Source organism: Aquiflexum gelatinilyticum, from assembly GCF_024741135.1.
GTDB classification, from domain to species: Bacteria; Bacteroidota; Bacteroidia; order Cytophagales; family Cyclobacteriaceae; genus Cognataquiflexum; species Cognataquiflexum gelatinilyticum.
Map to the genome: position 1 here is coordinate 1 of NZ_JANSUY010000023.1, position 23,752 is coordinate 23,752.

Consider the following 23,752-nt stretch of genomic DNA (forward strand, 5'->3'; position numbering starts at 1 on the left):
CCTACTTATGGCGTCAATGCTTCCCATAGGAATATTTGGCGCCATAAGTGGGGTAAGGCAAAACGTTAGGTGCAACTTTAAAAGACATAATGAAACTAACAGATTTTCTCATATCTAGACAACACGGTTTATCAAGAAATATCTCGAAAGACAATGAAAGAATACGCTTCCATGACATTCATACAACTTTGGAAGTTAATGAATGGAATATTCTCCAAATCGAATGCTTTCGTGACTTTATTTCAAAATACACATTTCCTTTGAATGAAGAACTTTCAAAAACTGACCGTAACGGAATCAGAAGTAATATTCCAGAACCACAGGTACTGATTCAAAAGAAAATTAAAGAGAAATCTGAGAGCAATCCAGTAATTGCAATGTATCTGTATGAAAAATCTCAATTGGCAGGTGACTCCGTACTACATTTGAGGAGTATAAACAAATTTGAACAAATGTGGCTGCCGTATTTCATTAATTTTAGACCGGAAAGAAGAGATAATCCAAAAGTTCATAAAAGGCAATTCTTTGAATATTGTCAATCAACTGATATAAATTTTAAATATTCGCTTTCAGACAGTCAGTTCGAAAGTGACGGAAGAGTTAGAACCCTATCCTTTGCATTTAATTCTTACGTTCTTTTAATGTACGTATTTGACAAAGACAATTTAACCCAAGAAGAACTATTGACATTTATAGACAATCTAAAGAGCAGCACCTAACACGGGTTTTGCGTCAGGCGGGCTGACGTGTAAACTTGGAGCGTAGTGCTTCTTATGAACTTTAGTAATAAATTGAAAATTTGTGCTTCGAAACCCGCCCGAACGCAAAGCCTGAAAACGTTAATAGAATCGAGTTCGGAAAAAGTTTTGAACATTTTGTCGCAGAGAGCTGAATTTCCCAAATCTTTCTTCATCCTTTATCCTTCCGCCCTCATCCTTTAAAACATTCCTTTAATCTTTTGACCCAATTGTTTACCTTTGTGGCTTCTTAAAAAAGGCTCCAAAAAACGCTCATGATCCTCTTTTTCCAATCTCCCAAAGCCCTGATTTATGCTGTTCAGGCCAAAAACCCTCTCCCTCAACAAGATATTGACAAACTGAATTGGCTCTTTGGCGAGTCCAATCAAATCCAGGCTGACAAAGTCTCCGGGAAGTTTGCCGGACCTAGAAAGGAAATGATCACGCCTTGGTCTACCAATGCGGTAGAAATTACGGTCAACATGGGGATTTTGGGAATCCAAAGAATGGAAGAATACTTCCCGATAACCGAAAATGACAGCATTGACCCGATGCTTCAAAAAGTATATGAGGGATTGGATCAGGATATTTTTGATATCCATTTGCAGCCTGAAAGCATCATTCCGGTTACTGACATCAAAACTTACAACCAAAAAGAAGGTTTGGCTCTCAGTCAGGAAGAGGTGGATTACCTGGAAGGTGTAAGCAAAGCTTTGGGAAGGCCTTTGACAGATTCTGAGGTATTCGGATTCAGTCAGGTCAATTCGGAGCATTGCCGCCACAAGATTTTCAACGGCACTTTTGTGATTGACGGGGTTGAAAAGGACAAAACCCTTTTTCAACTCATCAAAGAGACTTCCAAAAGACATCCCAATAAAATTGTATCCGCTTACAAGGACAATGTAGCCTTTGTAGACGGACCCAAGGCTCAGCAATTTGCGCCAAAAACACAGGATAAAGCGGATTTTTTTGAGACTGAAACCATTCAGACAGTCATCTCCCTCAAGGCAGAAACCCATAATTTCCCTACTACTGTCGAGCCTTTTAACGGTGCCGCAACCGGTGCCGGTGGAGAAATCAGGGACAGGTTGGCAGGCGGAACAGCCTCTATTCCATTGGCGGGAACGGCTGTTTACATGACTTCCTATCCAAGGTCCGAGGCCGGAAGAAGTTGGGAAAAAGACTTGACCGAAAGAAAATGGCTTTACCAGACTCCGATGGATATCCTGATCAAGGCTTCCAACGGAGCTTCAGATTTTGGTAATAAATTTGGTCAGCCTTTGATCTGCGGATCGGTATTGACCTTTGAGCATGAGGAAGACGGGAAATCTCACGGATTTGACAAAGTCATCATGTTGGCAGGTGGAGTCGGATTTACAAGGAAAGAATACGCCAAGAAAAATGAACCTAGCAAGGGTGATAAAATCATCGTCATGGGCGGGGACAACTACCGCATCGGGATGGGAGGAGGAGCGGTTTCTTCCGTGAATACAGGCGAATTCAGCAATGCCATCGAGTTGAACGCCATCCAACGTTCCAATCCGGAGATGCAAAAGCGGGTTTCCAATGTGATCCGAGCCATGGCCGAGTCTCATGAGAATCCCATCATTTCCATCCATGACCATGGAGCTGGAGGGCATTTGAATTGCCTTTCTGAATTGGTGGAAAGTACAGGAGGAACGATCCATTTGGATAAATTGCCTGTGGGTGATCCTACGCTTTCGGCCAAAGAAATCATTGGAAATGAGTCTCAAGAAAGAATGGGATTGGTGGTGCATGAAAAGGATGTGGCTACACTTCAGCGGATTGCAGAGAGAGAAAGAGCGCCATTCTATGTCGTAGGGGAAACTACAGGAGACATGCATTTCAAATTCGAAAACTTTGAAACAGGTGAGAAGCCTGTCGATTGGGATTTGGCCTATATGTTTGGAAGTTCACCAAAAACCATTTTGGAGGATACTCCGGCAACGACAGCTTACGAAGAACCAAAATACTCAGCCAACGAGCTGAAAACATATATTGAGCAGGTTTTGCAATTGGAAGCTGTAGCTTGCAAAGATTGGTTGACCAATAAAGTTGACCGTTCTGTCACAGGAAGAGTGGCCAAGCAGCAGACCACAGGTGAAATCCAATTGCCTTTGAACAATGTGGCCGTAATGGCTTTGGACTTTACGGGTGAAAAAGGAATTGCAACTTCCATCGGGCATGCACCGGTTGCGGCCTTGGCAAATCCTGAAGCCGGATCAAGGTTGGCGATTGCAGAATCCCTCACCAACTTGGTTTGGGCACCAATTACAGACGGTTTGGCTGGGGTTTCTCTCAGCGCCAATTGGATGTGGCCCGCAAAGAATCCCGGAGAAAATGACAGGCTTTACCGCGCTGTTGAGGCCATTTCAGACTTTTCCATTGCTTTGGGAATCAACGTTCCGACAGGAAAAGATTCCCTTTCCATGACACAGAAGTATCCCGGAGGCAAGACAGTCTACTCTCCCGGAACAGTCATCATCTCCACAGTGGGGGAGTGTTCAGCTCCGAAAATGACTATTTCTCCGGATTTGAAGCCTATTGCGGGAAGCAAGGTTTATTACATTGATTTTTCAAAAGACACCGCCAAATTGGGTGGGTCCAGTTTTGCGCAGGTATTGAATACCATCGGAAACGATACGCCGGATGTGAAGGACAGCCAATATTTTGCGAAAGCATTTATGGTGATCCAAAAGCTGATCGAAAAGGGTGAAATCCTCGCAGGGCATGACATTTCTTCAGGAGGAATGATCACTGCTTTGTTGGAAATGTGCTTCCCTTCGACCCAAGTTGGCCTGCAAGTGAAAACCGAAAGATTGGCTGAAAAGGACATTGTCAAAGCTTTGTTTGCCGAAAATCCAGGTGTATTGATTCAAGTGGCTAATCCGGAAAGAACCCGTTCGGTTTTAGAAAACCATGGCATTTCCTATGTTTCAATTGCTGAAGTGACATTAAATGGGAAAGTGGAATTGGCAGGTTGGGACCTAACACTCGATGTGGTTGAAATGCGGGATACCTGGTTCAAATCTTCTTATCTCCTTGACAAAAAGCAAAGTGGAGAGAAGTTGGCTTTGGAAAGATTTACCAATTATAAAAAGCAGCCTTTGGCATACAATTTTGGGGAAAAATGGAAAGGTACTTTGGACGCTTTTGGGTTGAATCCATATAGAAAAGAAGCCTCAGGAAAGCGTGCCGCCATCATCCGTGAAAAGGGTGTCAACGGTGACCGTGAGATGGCTTATTCACTTTGGTTGGCAGGTTTTGACGTGAAGGATGTCCACATGACAGACCTGATCGCAGGACGTGAAAACCTCGAAGATGTGCAGATGATTGTTTTTGTGGGTGGATTTTCCAACTCAGATGTATTGGGTTCTGCCAAAGGTTGGGCCGGCGCATTCCTGTATAATGAAAAAGCAAAGCAGGCTTTGGACAATTTCTATGCAAGAAAAGATACCCTGAGTTTGGGTGTTTGCAACGGTTGTCAACTGATGGTGGAGCTTGGACTCGTCACGCCGAACCATGATGTCAAGCCAAAGATGCTGCACAATGCAAGCCATAAGTTTGAATCGATCTTTGTCAATGTGAATGTTCCTGAGAATGAATCAGTGATGTTCAAATCCCTTTCAGGCAAAAGATTGGGTGTTTGGGTGGCGCATGGAGAAGGAAAATTCCAATTGCCAAAACCGAAAGACGCTTACCAAATCGGCATGACGTACAGCTATGAAGGCTATCCCGGCAATCCTAACGGTTCGGATTATGCAGTAGCTGGAATTGTATCCGAAGACGGCAGGCACTTGGCGATTATGCCCCATATTGAAAGATCGCTTAAACCTTGGAATTGGCCATATTATCCTTTCGACAAATCAAGCGACGAAGTCAGTCCATGGATAGAGGCTTTTGTGAATGCTTATCAATGGGTGGGAAAGCATTAAGGAAAATCCCACAAAGACACTAAGGCACAAAGAAAAGGAATAGGAATCCCGCAAAGAAGCCGCTGTATGCTCCCACGAAGACACGAAGGCACAAAGAAATAATCATAGTTTCTTTGTGCCTTTTTGTTTATATATCTTTATAAATAACCATCGATTTTTCGATGTATTCCATCTTTGATGAGATTGACTTTGAAGTTGATCAGTAATCCAAGCTTGATATTTTTTAATCGCATGTAGGTCAACAACATTTTATGGTGGACCTTCTCGATTGTTTCAACAGATTTTAATTCAATGATAAGTTTGTCATCTAAAATCAAATCTGTCCTAAATCCTTTTCCAAAAGACAATCCTTTATACTTAACGATCACTTTTTCCTGTCTTGTAAAGGCGATATTTCTTTCTCGCAATTCATAAGCAAAAATCTCCTCGTAAATACTTTCAATTAAACCTGGTCCAAGTTCTTTATGAATTTGATATGCGATATCTACCGCTTCGGTTGCCAATTCATTTTCCGTCATGTTCCAAAAGGGATTTTTAATTTATTTCCAATAGTTTAGTTAAATATAACTTTAATCAATTAAACCAAAAATTCCTTCGTGCCTTAGTGTCTTTGTGAGAGAAAAAAATTTGCGTCTTTTCTCTAAGGATTTGTGGGCTTTCTTCCTAATTTTAAGCCATGCTTTGGACTACTTCTTTTGATATCCCTGAGGGGGAAAGTAAGATTAATCACCACAAACCAATCTTTTCTATCGGTTCTTGTTTTTCGACCATGATCGGGGAGAAATTGGCCGAAAGAAAGTTTCCCATTCTCAATAATCCCTTCGGAACGCTTTTCAACCCCATCTCCATCGCTCAGGTAATGGAAGATGCCGCGCTTGAGATGCCGATCAATACGGATATGATTTTGGTCAGGGATGGATTGTACCTACATTTTGGGATGCATTCTGATGTGGTGGCGTACAGTCAGGATTCTTTGGAAAGGTTGATCCATAAAAAGCAACAGCACACCAAACAGGTTTTGGAAAATGCATCTCATATTCTGATCACTTTTGGTACCGCTTGGATTTATGAATATGGAAATGATGGTCAGATTGTGGCCAACTGTCACAAGCAGCCTGCAGATCTATTTGAAAAGAGATTGCTCCATCCCGATGAAATCCAAAAATCATTCAGCGGGTTTTTCAATATTCTGAGGCAAATCAATCCCGATGTACAGGTATTGTTGACCGTCAGTCCTGTCAGACATATCAAAGACGGCATTCCTGAAGACAGGTTGAGTAAATCCATCCTGCGTTTAGCAGCCCATGACCTCACCGAAACCTATGATTTTGTGCAGTATTTTCCTGCTTACGAGATCATGATGGATGATTTGAGGGATTATCGTTTTTACAAGGAAGACATGATCCACCCCAATGCGCAAGCTGAAGAATATATTTGGGAAAGATTCAAAACCGCTTGGGTTGATCCAAAGACTTTCCCTTTGATTTTGGAATTTGAAGGGATCAAAAGAGACCTTGCCCATCGTCCATTCAACCCTGACAGCCCGGCCCATATCAAATTTTTAGACAATCTTCAGAAGAAATTGGAACGATACAGCCGGGATTTTGATTTTTCAAAGGAAATGGACTTGTTGAGAAAACAGGTGCATTCTAGGGGGAAGTGAGGTGGAGGTTGGAAGTTAGGAAGGAAGTTTGAATCAGAGTAAATACTGGTGTTTTTGACCGATGACGGATGACCGATGGCCGATGTTAAAATTTTCAGCAAACAGTTCAATTTAGGAATTACAGTTGGTATTGCGTCATCTTGAATCCGAGGTACGAGGATGAAAGATCTCAGAATTAGGAGATACTTCTCCACTGTGGCTGATCAGTGTGACGACCAAGAGATTCACGTAATTGTTAGTGTAGCCAAGTGTCCTAACAAAGTTAAAAGAGATCCTTCAGTCGTTCCTCCTTCAGGATGACGGAACCCACCCGACAACAATGACAACCTGACAACATTTTAAACAATTACAACAACTACAACCATTACAACAACTACAACCCTTACAACCACTACAACCCTTACAACCAACGAAATGTCCAACCGCCTCATCCACTCCCAATCACCTTATCTCCTCCAACATGCCCACAATCCTGTGGATTGGTATCCTTGGGGAGAGGAAGCTTTAAATAAAGCCAAAACCGAAAACAAACCGATCATAGTCAGCATCGGCTATTCGGCTTGTCATTGGTGCCATGTGATGGAAAAGGAAAGTTTTGAAGATGATGCTACGGCTGCCATCATGAATGCCCACTTTGTCTGTATCAAAATCGACCGTGAGGAGCGTCCTGATCTAGACAATATCTATATGGAATCGGTGCAGGTCATGGGCGTCAATGGCGGTTGGCCGCTCAATGTCTTCCTGATGCCGGACCAAAAGCCTTTTTATGGGGGAACTTACTTTCCCAACAAGCAATGGAAAGCATTGCTCACCAATATTGCGGATGCATATGAAAAGCATTTTGACCAACTCGCTGAAAGTGCAGAAGGATTTGGTAGGAGCCTTAACAGGTCGGAGTTGGAGAAATATGGATTGGAGTCTGCCAAGACTGAATTGTCAAGTGAGGAGTTGGCCTATGCCATCAAAAAATTAGAGGATCAGTTTGACTTGGAATGGGGTGGAATGAACAGAAAACCCAAATTTCCCATGCCGGCCATTTGGTCTTTTGTGTTGGAATATGCAATCCTGAAGAAAGATGAAGCCTTGACTGAGAAAGTACTTTTTACACTTCGCAAGATCGGAATGGGCGGTATCTATGACCATCTTCGCGGAGGATTTGCACGGTATTCGGTGGATGGGGAATGGTTTGCACCGCACTTTGAGAAGATGTTGTATGACAACGGGCAGTTGATGACGCTTTATGCCAAAGCCTATCAGGTAAGTGGCGAGGAACTTTTCAAGGAGAAAGTGACCGAAACCATCGCTTGGCTGGAAGCTGAAATGCTTCAGCAGGAGGGAGGTTTCTTTGCAGCCCAAGATGCGGATTCTGAAGGAACAGAAGGAAAATTTTACACTTGGACGTCAGATGAGTTAGAATCCATCCTAGCGGAGGACATGAGGTGGTTTGTCAAATTATACAACATCAAGTTCAAAGGAAATTGGGAAGATGAAGTCAATATCCTTTTTCAGACAAAATCATATGAGGAACTTTCCAAGGAAGAAGGTCTTTCAGTTTCAGCTTATGTAAATAGGCTTAACCGAATCAAAACCAAGCTGTTGGAGGTGAGGAATAAAAGAATTTATCCGGGTTTGGATGACAAGGTTTTGAGTGGTTGGAACGGACTTATGGTGGAGGGACTCGTGCAGGCTTATCTATCCATAGGAGAGGAGAAAGCATTGAAGTTAGCCCTTGCCAATGGAAATTTTATTTTGGACAAAATGTACCAAGACGGGATTTTGTATCGGTCATACAAAAACGGGAAAGCATATACTTCCGGATTTTTGGAAGATTATGCTGCGGCGACCAGAGGATTTATCTCCTTGTACAAAGCTACTTTTGATCTGAAATGGCTCCACACAGCCAAGGAATTGACTGAAATTGTATTGGAGCAATTTTATGATGAGACTGACGGTTTTTTCTTTTTCAACAATCCTACTGCTGAAAAACTGATTGCCAATAAAAAAGAATTGTTTGACAATGTCATTCCGGCTTCCAATTCCATGATGGCGAGAAACCTTCAGGATTTGGGTCTGTATTTTTATGAAGACAGGTATCTTGAGATTTCTGAAAAAATGCTTGGAGCCATGAAGAAGCTGATCATCACCGAACCGGGTTTTCTATGCAATTGGGCATCGCTGTATCTGAGTACTTTGGTGCCAAAGGCCGAAATCGCCATTGTGGGCAAAGGGGCACTAGCGAAAGCCAAGGAGATGCAAGCCTCAAATTCATCCAATTTTGTCGTTGCTGCGTCTGAAACTGTCGTAGAAAATATCCCATTATTGGAATACAAAACAGCGGATTCTGAAGGAAATGCCTTAATTTACGTTTGCTTCAATAAGGCCTGTCAAAAGCCCGTTTCTGAAGTAGCCGATGCTTTGGCACAGTTTCCATCTTTAGCCTGACCCACCTTTTGGAGAGTTTATTTGGTGATTTATACCCGCAGGAAGACAGCAAATCCAACTTATTTGCGGACATCATATTGCCGGTACCCATTCCCAAGATGTTTACCTACAAAATTCCGCGGAGTATGGCGGAGCAGATCGGCATCGGTTTTCGGGTGATTGTTCAGTTTGGGAAAAAGAAAGTACTTACAGGCATTATCGGCAAAGTCCACCAAAAGCCACCTGCAGCTTACGAAGCCAAACCCATCCTTGATATTCTTGACAACCACGCTACGGTCAATCCTTTGCAGATCCGTTTTTGGGCTTGGATGGCGGATTATTATTGCTGCCACATCGGAGAAGTGATGAATGCGGCCTTACCTTCTGGACTGAAACTCAGCAGCGAAAGCAAAATTCAACTCAATCCCACTTACGATTCAGACACCTCGACCTATCCATTGGATGACAGGGAGGGAATTTTGCTTCAGGCATTGGCAAACAAAGGCGAAATGACCTATGAGGAGTGTGAAAATGTACTTGGTCTCAAATCAATCCATGGTATCATCAAAAGTTTGGTCATCAAGGAAGCCATTTTGGTTTTTGAGCAATTGAGAGAGAAATATGCGCCCAAAGTTGAATCAAGAATCAGGCTTTCTAAAGAATATGCTTCCGACAAGAAAGCCTTGGAAGCGCTTTTCAACGAAATCGCCAACAAACCAAAACAAGAGGAAATCCTCCTCAAGTACCTGCAGGAAATCCCAGTGTACAAGCAACCTGAACTGAATCAAAAAGGCTTGGACAAAAAGGTAATTACCGAAGCCGGGTTGTCTGTATCTTCACTCAAAACTCTGATCAAAAACGGAGTTTTGGAAGAATACAAAATTATAATCAGCCGTTTTGAGGAGGAAGAAGGAAATGGAGAAGAGATTGTCCTTTCAGACCTACAGAGCAAAACTCTTGGAGAAATAAAAAGCCAATTTGAAGAAAAAAACACAGTCCTTTTTCATGGAATAACCGGAAGCGGCAAGACTGAAATTTATATTACCTTGATCAAGGAAGTCTTGGCCGGTGGTTCCCAAGTATTGTTGCTATTGCCCGAGATTGCCCTTACGACCCATATGGTCGGCAGGCTGAGAAAAGTTTTTGGGAGTAGCATGGGGGTTTACCATTCCAAATATTCGGACAATGAAAGGGTAGAGGTTTGGAATGGGGTTTTGAGTGGAAAAATCTCTTTTGTGATCGGTGCAAGGTCTTCGATTTTCTTGCCATTTGACAGTTTGGGAATGGTGATCGTCGATGAAGAACATGAGTCATCTTACAAGCAGTTTGACCCGGCGCCAAGGTTTCAGGCAAGGGATGCGGCAATCATGCTTTCCTGGATCCATCAAGCCAAAACTTTGCTCGGTTCAGCGACGCCTTCCTTTGAGTCTTTTTACAATGCAAGAACCAAAAAGTATGGTTACTTGGCTTTGGACAAAAGATATGGGGAAGCACAACTTCCCGAGTACCACTTGGCAGACATGTTGGTGGACAAAAAGAAAAACCTGCTGAAGCTAGATTTTACACGGCTTCTCAGGGAGAAAATACAAGAGGCTTTATCAAATCAGGAGCAGGTTTTGATTTTTCAGAACAGGCGCGGTTATGCGCCTTATATTGCCTGCGAAGATTGCGGATGGATTCCTGAATGTGAACATTGCGATGTCAGCCTGACTTATCATCAGTTTGGGGAGGAGATGCGCTGCCATTATTGCGGGTTCAAGGAGAAAGTTCCGCATGCATGTCCTGCCTGTGGGAGCAATAAATTGGGAGCGGTTGGCTTGGGAACAGAGCGGATTGAAGAAAGTCTTTCTTTACTTTTCCCTGAAGCCAGAATCGCAAGGATGGATTTGGATACTACCCGAAGCAAATACGGATACCAGCAATTATTGGAAGAATTTGGAAGTGGGAACATTGATATTTTGGTGGGCACCCAGATGATTACCAAAGGCCTGGACTTTGACAGGGTCACAGTCGTAGGGATCATGGATGCAGACAGGATTTTGTATTTTCCGGACTTTAGGGCCGGGGAGCGTGCTTTTCAGCAAATCACCCAAGTGGCAGGTCGGGCTGGACGGCGGGACAAAAAAGGTGCCGTCATCATTCAAACACGAAAACCTGAGGAAGCCATTTTTGGGCAGGTGATTTCCGGGGATTACAAGAATTTTTATATCCAGGAAATGGGGGACAGGCAGAGGTTTTTCTACCCTCCATTTGTCAAAATCATCAAAATAACGACCCGGCATAAGGATTATAAAATCTCTGAAAAAGCTGCAAGACATCTCCATAACCTGATGGGGGAAATCGATGTCAAGAAAATCATGTTGGGGCCGGAAAAAGGCTTGGTCGGAAAAATCAAGAACCAATACATTTTTGAATCTATCGCGAAGTTGGATAAATCAGGTAATGCCCAAGCCCAATTTAAACATGATTTGCTCCTGTTATTGGAAGAAATGCAGGTGCATAAGGACTTTAGAGGAGTGAGGTTTGTGGTGGATGTGGATCCGTATTGAGTATCAAGTACCAAGTATCAAGTATTAAGAAAAAGTCCTCAGTACCAAGTCTGAGTTTTGTTTTCAAAATCAGTTAACCAATTAACCATATGGCCATTAACCAAATAACCAATAACCAAATTAACACATGGAAATAGAATCATTAAAATTCCCCGTTGGCCGCTTTTCCGCACCAAAAGAAATCACTGCCCAACAACTTGAAGAATGGGTGGGAATCATAGAAGAATTCCCCGCATTGCTCAAAACTGAAACCTATAAACTTTCAGAAGAACAATTGGACACACCTTATCGGCCTGAAGGATGGACGGTGAGGCAAGTGGTGCATCACTGTGCCGATAGCCATATGAACAGTTTTATCCGGTTCAAGTTGGCGCTGACCGAGGATAACCCAACCATCAAACCTTATCATGAAGATCTGTGGGCGGAATTGGCTGATGCCAAAGACATGCCTATTGGACCAAGTTTGAAGATTTTGGAAGGATTACATTATCGCTGGGTAGTTTTAATCAAATCTTTATCAGCTGATGACTTGCAGAAAACCTTTTTCCATCCTGCCAACCAAAAAACAATGTCACTTGCCACCACCATTGCACTGTATGCATGGCACTCTAGACATCATTTGGGTCATGTGAAATTGGTGAGTGGAGGAAAATAGATGGGAGATATGAGACATGAGATATGAGACAAAAAAAGCGAGAGATAAGAAGCGATAGGCTAAGGTTTAATTTTTAATTCTGAATTCATAATTCTGAATTTCGCAGAGCTCTTGCCTTTTTCCATTTATTTTTTTAACTTTTACCTTGATTTTTAGAGTGTTATATATTTTTTAGAAGAGTGTATTCAATTTAAACTTTGAACTCAAGTGAAAAAGTCATTTCAATTCAGGCGTTTTTCCTTCCTGATTCTTTTCAGTTTAACCTTCTACATTGCTTCATGTGCCAATCTGAGGATTGTATCCAAGTATGATTCCGATAATCCCGCGCCGGTTCAGGTAAACAGAACCACTTATTTTTGGGGTTTGAGGCAGCCCGTAGATGTCAAAACCGAAGCAAGCTGTAAATCCATTTGTCAAATTACAGTGAAGACCAATGTTGGTCATATCCTGATTTCTGTCATCACATTGGGAATTGTTGTCCCCCAATCGGTCGAATATTTTTGTTGCCCGGAGGTACCGATTCCGGGAGAAATTTAAACCCATTTTGCCATGACCTATCCTGAAGGAGTTATTCCTTGGAAAATCAAGGAATTCACCAATGTCCACCAAAACTATACCCAGCCTTTGGATGAAGACCTTTCCTTTGATATGGTCTTGGATGATCCATCTTTCCAAAGCCTTGACCAGTTTTCCCAATACAAAAAATGTACGGCCAATTTCCAATGGATCATCAAACACGCCTTGGAAAACCAGCTCAATATCCGCGCATTAGGAAGTGGATGGTCTTTTAGCAAAGTTGGTATGAGCGAAGATGCGATTATCAACACCAAGAGACTGAGGCACAAATTTGCCTTGAGTAATGAAAATTTCCATCCCGATTTTTTGAATGCAGGCAATAAGCCTGAAAATTTTAAGTTTTTGCAGTGTGGAAATACCATCATCCAAATCAATGAATACCTCGAAAAGCAATCACAACCTTCCAAAAGTCTGATGGTGAGTGGCGGAAGTAATGGCCAAACCATTGCGGGTGCCTTTTCCACGGGAACCCATGGGGCAGCTGTATTCAAGGGTGCTTTGCCCGAAATGGTTGTTGGCATGCACGTCATTACCGGTCCTGACAGGCATATTTACGTAGAGAGGGCTTCGAGACGAATTACTTCCGATGCTTTTCATATGAAATTAGGAGCAGAAATCATCATTGATGATGAGTTGTTCAATGCGATTTTGGTCAGTTTTGGGAGTTTTGGGATTATCCATGGAGTCTTGGTGGAGGTGGAAGACAAATTCCTTTTGGAACAAAAAATGCAGAGAGTACAATTTGACAATGCCATGACCGAAGCTGTCACCAAGATGGATTTTTCAAAAATACAACACCACCTCAAATACACATGGAACGATCCGCAAAGGCACCTTTATCATTTTGAGTTGGCAGTCAATCCCCATGATTTCGCCTTCGACGATCCTCAAAAAGGGGTGTATATGCGGTCCATGTTCAAGGTTGCCTACAGGGAAGAGTATAAGAGAATTGAACATGCGACCTCGGGATTTACCTATGGGGATGACACGCTTGGGTTGATTCAAACGGTTTTGGATCAAGTTCAGGCTAAGGTTGGATTTTTGAATAGAATCTTGGTTCCCCAAATCGTGAATTCACTTTTCGGATTAGCCTATAGCAGACCCGAGGATCTGACAGGAACAATCTCTGAGACATTTACCAATACACGTTTTAGGGGAAAAGTATTCAGTGCAGCTATTTGTCTAGATGTAAAAGATGTGGTCAAAGCAATTCAAATTTGCTTAAAAATCAATGAAAATGTTAAACTCGCAGGTGTTTTAGCTTTCCGGTTTGTAAAAGGAAATGCTGCGACACTTGCTTTTACCCGGTTCAAACATTCTGTAGTGATGGAACTTGACGGCGCTGATGCCGCGGTCAACCATCAGTTTTATCAAGCGGTTTTGGAATCTTTGGAAGCCGCTGCGATTCCCTATACCATCCATTGGGGAAAGCTAAACCGCATCGTGGACAAGAACCGCTTGAATTATATCTATGGAAATGAAAAGATTCAACAATGGAAAAAGCAACGGTCCAAGGTGATGACCCAAGAAGTACAGCAGCTTTTCAACAATGAATTTATGCAGCAATGTGGGTTGGATGGGTATGTTCCATAATTGAGAATATCAAAATTCTAACCCAAAACCAAATTTAAATTAGCCCTGAAAGGGCAAAATAACAAAGGGATGGGTGTGAAGCCCATCCATAATTCATTAGATAATTACCTTAAGCCCTGAAAGGGCGGGATCATTTCTTTCTTGTCCTTAGAGATATTTCGCCCCTTCAGGGCTTTCTTCAAACATTTCCTACAATTACGATGAGCTGCACCCATCGCTAAGGTTTTTCGCACCTTCAGTGCTGTAACTTTTATTCCTACATTCCAACATCCTGCCTCCGATCCAATTGTATTCAAAAAGACAACTAAGACTCATAATTAGCATTTCTAAATACCAAGCCTATCTAGATAGTTTTTTGATAAAATTGCTAATTGCCCGTTACATCCGTCTTCCGTCTTCGGTCTTCCATCCCAAAACCAAGGATTTTCCCTTCAAGAAATGTAGAGGTTGCGCATATACTCATTTACCTATACCCCGCATTGATCTCCTTCAAAACCTCAGTTCCCGGACAAAGATCTGTTTCCTTCAGTTTATTCAAGGGTGTGCTGCAGGTGCTTAAGGTGCCATGAAGGTCTTTCCATTCGGTATTGACATAGAGCAAGCCTGTCAGGATTTCATTTTTTGTTCTTGCATGCTGAAGGGCATTGGCTACAGAAACCCTGTCCTCGGGATTCCAATCTGTTGCTAATTTGTTGAGTTGGATCAAGGTACCATCATGCATCGCTACTCTGGTAGATTTTCCTTTTTCGTAATTGGTTTTGATTTCGGGCATTTCCGGAACAAAGTCCAAAGTCGAAGTGGCTTCGATATGTTCCCTCACATAATCGTAGGATTTGGTAGAACCGGGGTTGTTGTTGAAAGTCACACAAGGAGAAATCACATTGAGAAATGCAAAACCTTTATGGTGCATGGCGGCCTTGATTAGCGGAACCAATTGTTGCTTGTCCCCGCTAAAACTCTGAGCTACAAAGGTTGCTCCCAATTCTATCGCCAAACTCGCTAGGTCGATGGCTTGAAATGGATTGACGGAACCGGCTTTGCTCCGCGAACCTTGGTCTGCGGTGGCGGAATCCTGTCCTTTGGTCAAGCCATAGCAGCCGTTGTTCATTACGATATAGACCATATTTAGATTTCGCCGGATGACATGGACAAACTGCCCCATGCCGATTGAAGCGGAGTCCCCGTCCCCTGAAACCCCAAAATACACCATGTCCTTGTTGGCCATACTCGCACCGGTAGCGACTGAAGGCATTCTGCCATGAACAGAATTGAATCCATGTGAATTACCCAAAAAGTAGGTAGGTGTTTTGGATGAACATCCGATTCCGGAGATTTTGGCGACTTTATGGGGCTCCACGGACATTTCAAAGCAAGCCTGCACAATAGCCGCGCTGATGCTGTCGTGTCCACAACCGGCACAAAGTGTGGAAAGTGAACCTTCATATTCCTTTTGGGTATAGCCAAGTTTGTTTTTCGGAAGTTTCGGATGTCTAAAGAGCGGTTTTAGATAACTCATGGTGTTGGGTATTTTCTAGGTTTAAATGCTTTAAAATTTGGTTTTTGATGGCGTCAGCCGTGATCGGCATGCCGTCATAGTTCAAAACAGGAATCAATTTGGCAGGATTGGTTTCCAATTCCATGATCATCATGCTGCGCAATTGGGCATCCCGGTTTTGTTCGATGACAAAAACAGTCGAATGGGAATGGATAAATTGAACCACCTCTTCCCCAAAAGGAAAGGCTCTGATTCTGATCGCATCTACTATGATTCCATTTTCTTCCAAAATGTCCTTAGCTTCCTCTGCCGAAAAAGTGGATGTTCCATAAAATAAAATCCCGATTTCTGACTTGTTTTCCTTTTGGTACAAATGGGCTTTCGGAACGACTTTCTTCGCCGTTTCCCATTTTACCATCAATCGGTCCATGTTTCTTTTGTATGCAGCACCGTCTTCGGTATAGGCAGCGTATTCATCCCGTGAAGTTCCTCTGGTAAAGAAGGAGCCTTTGGTAGGATGGGTTCCCGGATAAGTTCTGTACGGTATGCCGTCACCATCCACGTCAAGGTATCTACCAAATCGCCCGATATGCTCCAATTCCTCCGCATTGAGTACTTTTCCCCTGTCATACTTTCTTTTTTGATCCCAATGAAACGGTTCGCTGATATGGTCATTCATGCCAAGGTCCAGATCGGTCATGACCATGATAGGGGTTTGAAGACGTTCAGCAAGATCAAAACTCTCAGCTGTCATTTCAAAGCATTCATGCGGTGTGGCAGGGAAAACCAAGACATGTTTGGTGTCACCGTGAGAGGCATAAGCAGCAAGGAGAATGTCCGATTGTTGGGTCCTAGTGGGCATGCCTGTACTTGGGCCTGTTCTTTGGACATCCACAAGAACAGCAGGTACCTCGGCAAAGTAAGCCAAACCTAGAAACTCATTCATCAAAGAGACTCCGGGACCGCTTGTAGCCGTAAATCCTCTTGCACCGTTCCAGTTAGCTCCAATGACCATGCCCATCGCGGCAAGTTCATCTTCGGCCTGGATAATGGCAAATTTTTTCTCTCCTGTTTCAGGATCAGTCCTGTATGCTTCGCAATAATGCTCAAATGCCTCTGCTACAGAAGTTGAAGGCGTAATCGGATACCATGCCATCACTGTGGCACCTCCATAGACTGCTCCAAGGCCGCATGCAGTATTCCCATCAACGAGAATTTTGTCTTTGATGAGGTTCCTTCTTTCAAGATGAAAGCTTAAGGGATAATCGAAATTGGCCTCGACATAATCCATTCCCAATTTGAGGGCTTGGATATTGGCATCGATCAGTTGCTTTTTACCTTCAAATTGTTCTCCAACCAATTTTTCAATTTCGGAATAATCCATGTTTAACAATTTGGCCAAAGCTCCTACATAGATGATGTTTTTTAGGAGCTGCCTTTTTCTTGGGTCAGAAAAGGCCTCATTGGACATCTCCATCATAGGAACACCGAGGTAATGGATATCTTCTCTGAAATAAGGGGTAGGGAGTTTTTTGGTACTGTCATACATGAAATAACCACCCGGCTTGACGCTTTTTATATCCTGCGCCATGCTTTGAGGATTAACTGACACCAAAATATCGATACCTTCCCTTCTCCCCAGATATCCTTTTTCACTGACACGTACTTCATACCAAGTAGGAAGTCCCTGAATGTTGGAAGGGAAGATGTTTTTTGGAGTGACGGGTATTCCCATACGGAAAATGGCTTTGGCAAACAGGTAGTTGGCACTCGCCGATCCGGTTCCGTTCACATTGGCAAACCGGATTATAAAATCATTGACTGTTTTTGTCATTTCTGTATCAGGGGAAGTGGGGTGATCATTTGATTGGCTTTGGTGGTGGAATAGAGGAATTTTTGCATATCCCATGCTGAGGTTGGACATCTTTCTGCACAAAGCCCACAATGAAGACAAACATCCTCATCTTTCACCATGACCCGTCCGGTTTTGAGTTCTTTGGAAACCAAGAGATCCTGGGTTAGATTTTCTGCCGGTACCAAGAGATTCTGTCTTAATTCGGATTCTTCTGCATTGACAGTAAAAGTGATACAGGAAGTAGGGCAGACGTCCATACAGGCATCACATTCGATACAGCGATCTTCGGTAAAAACAGTCTGTACATCACAGTTGAGGCATCTTTGTGTTTCTTTATAAGCAGTCGCAATATCAAATCCCAATTCAACTTCTTTCTTTCTGTCCTTGAGTGTTTGGGATTTTTTGGCTTGTGGCACAATGTATCTTTGGTCAATGGCGACACTACTGTCATAGCTCCACTCATGGATTCCCATTTTTTGGCTGATAAGGTTGGTGTAGGGAGAGGGTCTTTCGTAGACATTCAATCCTTCACAAAATAAATGGATGGATACTGCAGCTTGGTGGCCTTGGGCTACAGCAGTGATGACGTTTTTGGGCCCAAACGCTGCATCTCCCCCAAAGAAAACCTTGGCGTTGGTGGATTGGAAAGTGACTTCATCCACCACCGGCATTCCCCATTGGTCAAACTCCAAGCCGATGTTTCTTTCTATCCAAGGGAAACTGTTTTCTTGGCCGATGGCTATCAAGACTTCATCTGCTTCAATGAAAACATCATCTTCTTCCGTTGGGAGCAGTTGTCTTTTGCCGTTTTCGTCATAGACAGGTTTTACTTTCTGGAATTTCATCCCGATGAGTTTACCGTCTTTGACTTCAAAACTCAGCGGAACATGGTTATCAATAATATTGATGTCCTCATGGAGGGCATCTTCTTTTTCCCAAGGGGAGGCCTTCATTTCATCAAATGGGCTGCGGACGACTACCTTCACCTCTTTGCCTCCCAACCTTCTGGAGGTCCTACAGCAGTCCATTGCGGTATTGCCACCTCCTAATACGATTACTTTTTGAGCAATGGATTTTGTATGTTCAAAAGCTACACCTGCCAACCATTCAATTCCGATATGGATGTTTTTGTCCCCTTCTTTCCTTCCGGGCAATTTTGGAAGGTCTCTTCCTTTGGGGGCTCCTGTCCCAACAAATACCGCATCATAACCACCCTCCAATACTTCCTTCAGACTCTTGACATAGGTCATAAATTGGGTATGGATCCCAAGATCAAGAATAAAATTCACTTCTTCATTGAGTACCTCTTCGGGAAGCCTGAAAGACGGAATCTGACTGCGCATCATTCCCCCACCTGCGATCTGCTCATCAAATAGGTGGATTTCATATCCTAAAGGAGCCAAATCCCGAGCCACAGTAAGTGAGGCCGGACCTCCTCCGATTAGAGCAATTCTCTTTCCATTGGAAGGAAAAGGACCTTGGGGCATGTGCTGTTTGACATCCCCTTTGTTGTCTGCTGCCACCCTTTTGAGTCTGCAGATAGCGACCGGTTCTTCTTCAACCCTTACCCTCCGGCAAGCCGGTTCGCAGGGTCGGTCACAGGTTCGACCGAGTACACCCGGAAAAACATTGGATTCCCAATTGACCATGTAAGCTTCTGTGAATCTTTCAGCAGCGATAAGTCTGATATACTCAGGTACAGGGGTGTGTGCAGGGCAGGCGTATTGACAGTCCACTACTTTATGGTAGTATTCAGGGTCTTTGGTATTGGTTGGCTTCATGGTTGAATGGGTTTGAATTCACTTTGCCTTATTTTTCTAAAGAAAAAGACAAGGCTTTTTAAAGCTAAGAAATTTCAGAATTTAATGCAGATACCTTAAGATAAAAATTCTATTTTATTTTGAAGGTTGATAAATATGCAAAATGACGCATACTTTTGACCAAGGAATGCAGGTATATATTTAAATAAATTTGGTTATGAAACTCCATCAAAAATCTTTTATCCTCACAGGGGCAACAAGCGGAATGGGAAGAGCCATTGCATTGGATTTTGCCAAAGAAGGAGCAAATCTAATCCTGAGCGGAAGGGATGAAGAAAGGGGAAAATCACTTTTGGCCGAAATAAAGGCAAATGGGGGAGAAGCCTGTTTTTTGTCAGGAGACGTCGGAGACATACAATACAACAAAAAAATGGTTGATTTGGCAATTTCCTCATTTGGTCAGTTGGATGGATTGGTGACCAATGCAGGAATGCTTGGTTTGGGTTCAGTGACGGAATTGGAGCCCTCAGATTGGGACATCACATTCAGAACCAATGTGGATTCGGTCTTTTATCTTTTGAAATTCGCCTTGCCAGAAATGCTCAAAAGGCCATCTGCAGCTGTGGTGGTCAATTCCTCCATCGCAGCCTACAAATCATTTCCAAACCATCCTGCCTATTGTGCTTCCAAAGCAGCTTTATTGGCTTTGGCAAAACAGACTGCGGTAGATTATGGACCAATTGTCCGGGTCAATACCATTTGTCCCGGTCCGGTAGACACGCCGTTTATCCATGCTTCTGCTATTGCATTTCCTGACCCTGCCCAAGCAGTGGCCAATGCAGGAAAAGCAACTTTGCTTAAAAGATTAGGCTTACCGGCAGACATTTCCAAATTGGCACTTTTTCTGGCAAGTGATGATTCTTCCTGGATTACAGGTAGCGCATTTACGATTGATGGGGGAATATTGGCAGCAGGTTAAATCCCGATAAATTATACTTTATTTAGCATCCGGTGAAGATCATCTTTGAATTGTTTTCCGACCGGAATTAATTTTCCTGCAATTTCGACATGGGATTCGGCAACGGCGTCAAGCTTTGAAAAATTGACGACAAAAGACCTGTGGACACGAACAAAATTCTTCTGATCCAGTTTTTCACACAATTTATTCAGTGGGCTTACAATGAGGTAGTTTTGGTTAAAAAGATTGATTTTACAATAGTTTCTTTCAGCTTCAATATAGAGGATTTCTTCCAGTAAGACTTTGATGAGTTTGTTTTGGTTTCTGATAAAAATCCTGTCGCCTTGGTATTCCACCATGGTTTCATTGGAAAGAAAATCCTGGTCTTTCTCCTTGATTTTTTCCTCTACCAATGCGATGGTTCTCTCAAGGTCTAATTTCTTGAAAGGTTTGGCAATAAAGGCAAAAGGATGTGTTTCTCTCGCTTTGATAAAAGTGGCATCGTCCACATTCGCAGTAAGGTAAATGATGGGGATGTCAATGTATTGTTGGATGGTTTTTGCAGTTTCTATTCCGTTTATTTTTCCTTTTAGCTGGATATCCATCAATATCATGTCAGGTTTATTTTCCAAAGCATGGTGTACAGCTTCTTCACCCCGAGATTCCAAACCGGTAACTTCGTACCCGAGATTGGTCAGCTGCAGACCTATGTTTGCAGCTATTATCATGTCGTCTTCTACTATGAGTATTCTTGTTTTTTGATTCATGCAGCTTTATGGATTTGAAATTCAAAAAAGACTTCTGTTCCGGAATTCGTCACAAGGGACATTTTTCCATCAAGTTGGCGGGTGAGGAGTTGGATCAATTGGGTTCCAAAACCGGAACCATGGACTTCAGGATTGGTGCCGATTCCGATCCCGTTATCCGAAACCTGAAGATAGAGGTGGGACTCTCTTTCTGACAAAGAGACTTTGATTGAGCCTTTGTTCCCGTTTGGGAAAGCGTATTTGAGTGAGTTTGATAATAATTCGTTGACAATCAATCCAATCGGGATTGCTTGGTCTATTTCAAGTTCCAATGGTTCCATAGTACAGATCAAGGATACACGCTGCGAAGCATTAAATGTATCAATGATGTACTCACCGAGGTTTAGGAAGAAATCCTTCATCTCTATGGTTTTTAAGTTTCCTCCCTGATAAAGCCTCTGATGGATCATTCCTATACTATGTACTCTGTTTTGGGTTTCTTCCATGATTCCCTGAAATTCTTTGTTATCAATCTTGGCTGTCTGAAGCGCAAGTAGACTCGAAATCGTTTCAAGATTGTTTTTTACCCGATGGTGGATTTCTTTGAGTAAATGTTCCTTTTCGAGATTCTGCTTTTCCAAAAGAAGGTTGTACTTTTTTCTTCGGACCAAGACAACATATGAAATCCCAAGAATGACCACCAAAAATCCGGCTAGTGTCAGGATAAAAATCTGCAGGATTTTTTGCTTTTCCAATCGTGCCTCCTGCAGGTTTATGGTATTTTCTTTTTGGGAAACATTCATTTCTGTTTGTAGGAGCGAAATTCTTTGGTCAGCTTCTGCTGTAAAAACGCTCTGCTTGAGTTTGTCGTAAGTTCTACTTGCTTCCAAAGCTTTGGCAAACTTTTTATCACCTTCATAGGCCTTACTTAATTCAAGATAAACCAGACTCAAATAATACTTGTCTCCAAAATCATTTGTCGCTACCTGAATGCTTTTTTCTAAAAATTCAATGGCATGGGAAAAATGTCCGATGCTGTTATTGGATTTGCCCAAAGAAAGCAAAGACCGCATGATCATAAAATCATTTTCCAATAATTCGGCATATTTCAATGCTTCGAGACCTGATTTTTCGGCAGCTATATAATCACCTTTCTGATTGTATAAATCCGAAAGAGCGATATACGTGTCACTTAGGTTGTTATAAAATCCATATTTTTCACCGATGGCAATGGATTTTTGAAAGTATCCCAACGCTTCATCAAGCCTGTTAAGTTTGATCAAATTATTTCCAACGACATGGAGCGTAAAATCAAAATCTAAGTCAAGAAGATTTCTTTTTTCAAAAAGCGCCAGGGATTTTAATCCATATTCCAATCCGATACTGGGTTTTCCCTGTTTCCAAAAAAGGTTGCTCATGTCAGAATAGGCCATGGCTATTGCTTTTTCGTCTCCGTACTTTTCACCGATTTTCAATGTTTTGGAAGCATATTCAAATGCTTCTCCAAGATTTCCCCTTCTTTCAAACACATATCCAAGATTGGTGTAGAGCAGCCAAGTTTCATTTTCGGGGATTTTTTCAATGGCGCTTTTCAAAACCATCTCAGCCCAATCCAGCTCATCGAGTCTCAAAAGGATGGCCCCCTGTGAAACCTGTAATTTTCCTTCCCAATACACATTGCCTTTTTTCCTCGCTTCTTCAAGCCCTTTATTGATGATGGACAATGATTTTTTTAGATTTCTGGTGTGGGTAAAATAACCAAGGTCATTTAGTACTTTTAATCTCAAAGAGTCATTTTTTAATTTTTCGAGACTTTTTTCAAGGTTTTCAAGGTAATCATCTCCAAAATCATCGGTATCTAAAAATACCTGCCTGTATTTCATTTCTCCATTGGAAAAATAAACCTGAGCCTCTGTTTTGAGGGTAATTGAAAAAAACAGAAAGACAACAATCCATTTCATTTATGAAATATAGTATTTAAAAAACATCAAAATAACCTGATTAGCAGATAATTATTCCTCCGAAAATTTTTTGGCATCATTCGGACAATATAAGCAGTCATTAGTCCTAAGTAGATTTTAAATCCAAATTTTCATGTTTTTATTGAATCAGTTTAAGGCCAATAGAGTATTCTCCTGTGGAAGAGATTTAATCTAAAGACTTCTGATTCCATTTGCGATAATCGACATATTTATCCTAAACCTTGTTCCATAAAATTATGAAAAATGCAATGTTAACCGGAATTATTGTCCTGACCATGGTTGGTTGTGAATCAAAGCAGAGGTATACCCAAAATTCAAAGGAGATCGAAACGGTAAAGACTATTTTTGATAATTACATCAATGGAGATTGGGATGCATATAAATCTCATTATGCGGATAATGCACAGATTTTTATCAACGCTACAGAAAACAATCCTGCTAATATTCAGGAATTGATCGCACAGCAAAAAATCGAGATTGAAGGCCTTTCGACTTATTCCATCGACACTGAAAATCAAAATTTGGAAATGGTGCTTGACGATAAAGGAGAGACATGGGTCAATTATTGGGGAGTTTGGAAAGGAACTTTGGCAGCTAACCAAGAGACCTTCGAAATTCCAATCCATATAACCTTCGAGTTTGTGGATGGAAAAATCGTCAAAGAGTTGGGTTATTGGGACAATTCAAAAATTACCTTGGCAATGATGCAGATTCAGGCTGCAGAAGCTGCCAAATCCAAAGATACTGATCCTGAACAATAAGGACCCATGCGGTTAATTGCCGTTGGGAATTTGCTTTGGATTTTA

The 23,752-nt window shown here is 42.2% G+C and carries 16 protein-coding genes; 10 read left to right on the forward strand and 6 right to left on the reverse strand.

Features of this window, described 5'->3' with window-relative positions; genetic code table 11:
- Positions 1-89: 89 nt before the first annotated feature.
- Together NU887_RS18690 and purL are read left to right on the forward strand one after the other, a co-directional pair.
- Complete coding sequence (locus tag NU887_RS18690; protein ID WP_258424910.1) at positions 90-719, forward strand: hypothetical protein; 630 nt, start codon at positions 90-92, stop codon at positions 717-719.
- A 293-nt stretch (positions 720-1,012) separates the two neighbouring features.
- A complete protein-coding gene (gene purL, locus NU887_RS18695; RefSeq protein ID WP_258424911.1) occupies positions 1,013-4,693 on the forward strand; it encodes a phosphoribosylformylglycinamidine synthase in 3,681 nt (1,226 codons plus the stop codon).
- 137 nt (positions 4,694-4,830) lie between these two features.
- On the opposite strand, the gene NU887_RS18700 is transcribed toward purL, so the two are convergent.
- The gene (locus NU887_RS18700) at positions 4,831-5,211 is read right to left on the reverse strand and encodes a GxxExxY protein (RefSeq protein ID WP_258424912.1); all 381 of its coding nucleotides are present in this window, start codon (positions 5,209-5,211) and stop codon (positions 4,831-4,833) included.
- A 158-nt stretch (positions 5,212-5,369) separates the two neighbouring features.
- Here NU887_RS18700 and NU887_RS18705 point away from each other — a divergent pair, with 158 nt between their 5' ends.
- The 6 genes from NU887_RS18705 to NU887_RS18730 all read left to right on the forward strand — a co-directional run bounded on the left by NU887_RS18705 (position 5,370) and on the right by NU887_RS18730 (position 14,150).
- Complete coding sequence (locus tag NU887_RS18705; protein WP_258424913.1) at positions 5,370-6,356, forward strand: GSCFA domain-containing protein; 987 nt, start codon at positions 5,370-5,372, stop codon at positions 6,354-6,356.
- A 414-nt stretch (positions 6,357-6,770) separates the two neighbouring features.
- A complete protein-coding gene (locus tag NU887_RS18710; protein WP_258424914.1) occupies positions 6,771-8,798 on the forward strand; it encodes a thioredoxin domain-containing protein in 2,028 nt (675 codons plus the stop codon).
- Between the two features lie 8 nt (positions 8,799-8,806).
- Positions 8,807-11,326: a replication restart helicase PriA gene (gene priA, locus NU887_RS18715; protein WP_258424915.1), complete on the forward strand. Its 2,520-nt coding sequence runs from the start codon at positions 8,807-8,809 to the stop codon at positions 11,324-11,326.
- 127 nt (positions 11,327-11,453) lie between these two features.
- Positions 11,454-11,981, forward strand: coding sequence for a YfiT family bacillithiol transferase (locus NU887_RS18720; RefSeq protein ID WP_258424916.1), 528 nt, complete (start codon positions 11,454-11,456; stop codon positions 11,979-11,981).
- Between the two features lie 207 nt (positions 11,982-12,188).
- The gene (locus NU887_RS18725) at positions 12,189-12,518 is read left to right on the forward strand and encodes a Bor family protein (RefSeq protein WP_258424917.1); all 330 of its coding nucleotides are present in this window, start codon (positions 12,189-12,191) and stop codon (positions 12,516-12,518) included.
- A gap of 12 nt (positions 12,519-12,530) precedes the next feature.
- Positions 12,531-14,150, forward strand: coding sequence for an FAD-binding protein (locus NU887_RS18730; protein WP_258424918.1), 1,620 nt, complete (start codon positions 12,531-12,533; stop codon positions 14,148-14,150).
- A 463-nt stretch (positions 14,151-14,613) separates the two neighbouring features.
- Here the strand turns inward: NU887_RS18730 and NU887_RS18735 are convergent, their stop codons facing one another.
- From NU887_RS18735 to NU887_RS18745, 3 genes are read right to left on the reverse strand one after another with little or no spacing between them, the layout of a single operon-like run.
- Positions 14,614-15,666, reverse strand: a complete 1,053-nt coding sequence (locus tag NU887_RS18735) for a 2-oxoacid:ferredoxin oxidoreductase subunit beta (protein WP_258424919.1) — start codon at positions 15,664-15,666, stop codon at positions 14,614-14,616.
- Positions 15,641-17,479, reverse strand: a complete 1,839-nt coding sequence (locus tag NU887_RS18740; RefSeq protein ID WP_258424936.1) for a 2-oxoacid:acceptor oxidoreductase subunit alpha — start codon at positions 17,477-17,479, stop codon at positions 15,641-15,643. Before NU887_RS18740 ends, NU887_RS18735 begins: the two co-directional genes overlap by 26 nt.
- Positions 17,476-19,281, reverse strand: coding sequence for an FAD-dependent oxidoreductase (locus NU887_RS18745; protein ID WP_258424920.1), 1,806 nt, complete (start codon positions 19,279-19,281; stop codon positions 17,476-17,478). The genes NU887_RS18740 and NU887_RS18745 overlap by 4 nt, the downstream gene beginning before the upstream one ends.
- 196 nt (positions 19,282-19,477) lie before the next feature.
- Here NU887_RS18745 and NU887_RS18750 point away from each other — a divergent pair, with 196 nt between their 5' ends.
- Complete coding sequence (locus NU887_RS18750) at positions 19,478-20,239, forward strand: SDR family NAD(P)-dependent oxidoreductase (protein WP_258424921.1); 762 nt, start codon at positions 19,478-19,480, stop codon at positions 20,237-20,239.
- Between the two features lie 11 nt (positions 20,240-20,250).
- On the opposite strand, the gene NU887_RS18755 is transcribed toward NU887_RS18750, so the two are convergent.
- Together NU887_RS18755 and NU887_RS18760 are read right to left on the reverse strand one after the other, a co-directional pair.
- Positions 20,251-20,985, reverse strand: coding sequence for a LytR/AlgR family response regulator transcription factor (locus NU887_RS18755; RefSeq protein WP_258424922.1), 735 nt, complete (start codon positions 20,983-20,985; stop codon positions 20,251-20,253).
- The gene (locus NU887_RS18760) at positions 20,982-22,925 is read right to left on the reverse strand and encodes a tetratricopeptide repeat-containing sensor histidine kinase (RefSeq protein WP_258424923.1); all 1,944 of its coding nucleotides are present in this window, start codon (positions 22,923-22,925) and stop codon (positions 20,982-20,984) included. The genes NU887_RS18755 and NU887_RS18760 overlap by 4 nt, the downstream gene beginning before the upstream one ends.
- A gap of 257 nt (positions 22,926-23,182) precedes the next feature.
- Between NU887_RS18760 and NU887_RS18765 the strand changes: the two genes are divergently transcribed.
- Complete coding sequence (locus NU887_RS18765; RefSeq protein WP_258424924.1) at positions 23,183-23,707, forward strand: nuclear transport factor 2 family protein; 525 nt, start codon at positions 23,183-23,185, stop codon at positions 23,705-23,707.
- Positions 23,708-23,752: the final 45 nt, after the last annotated feature.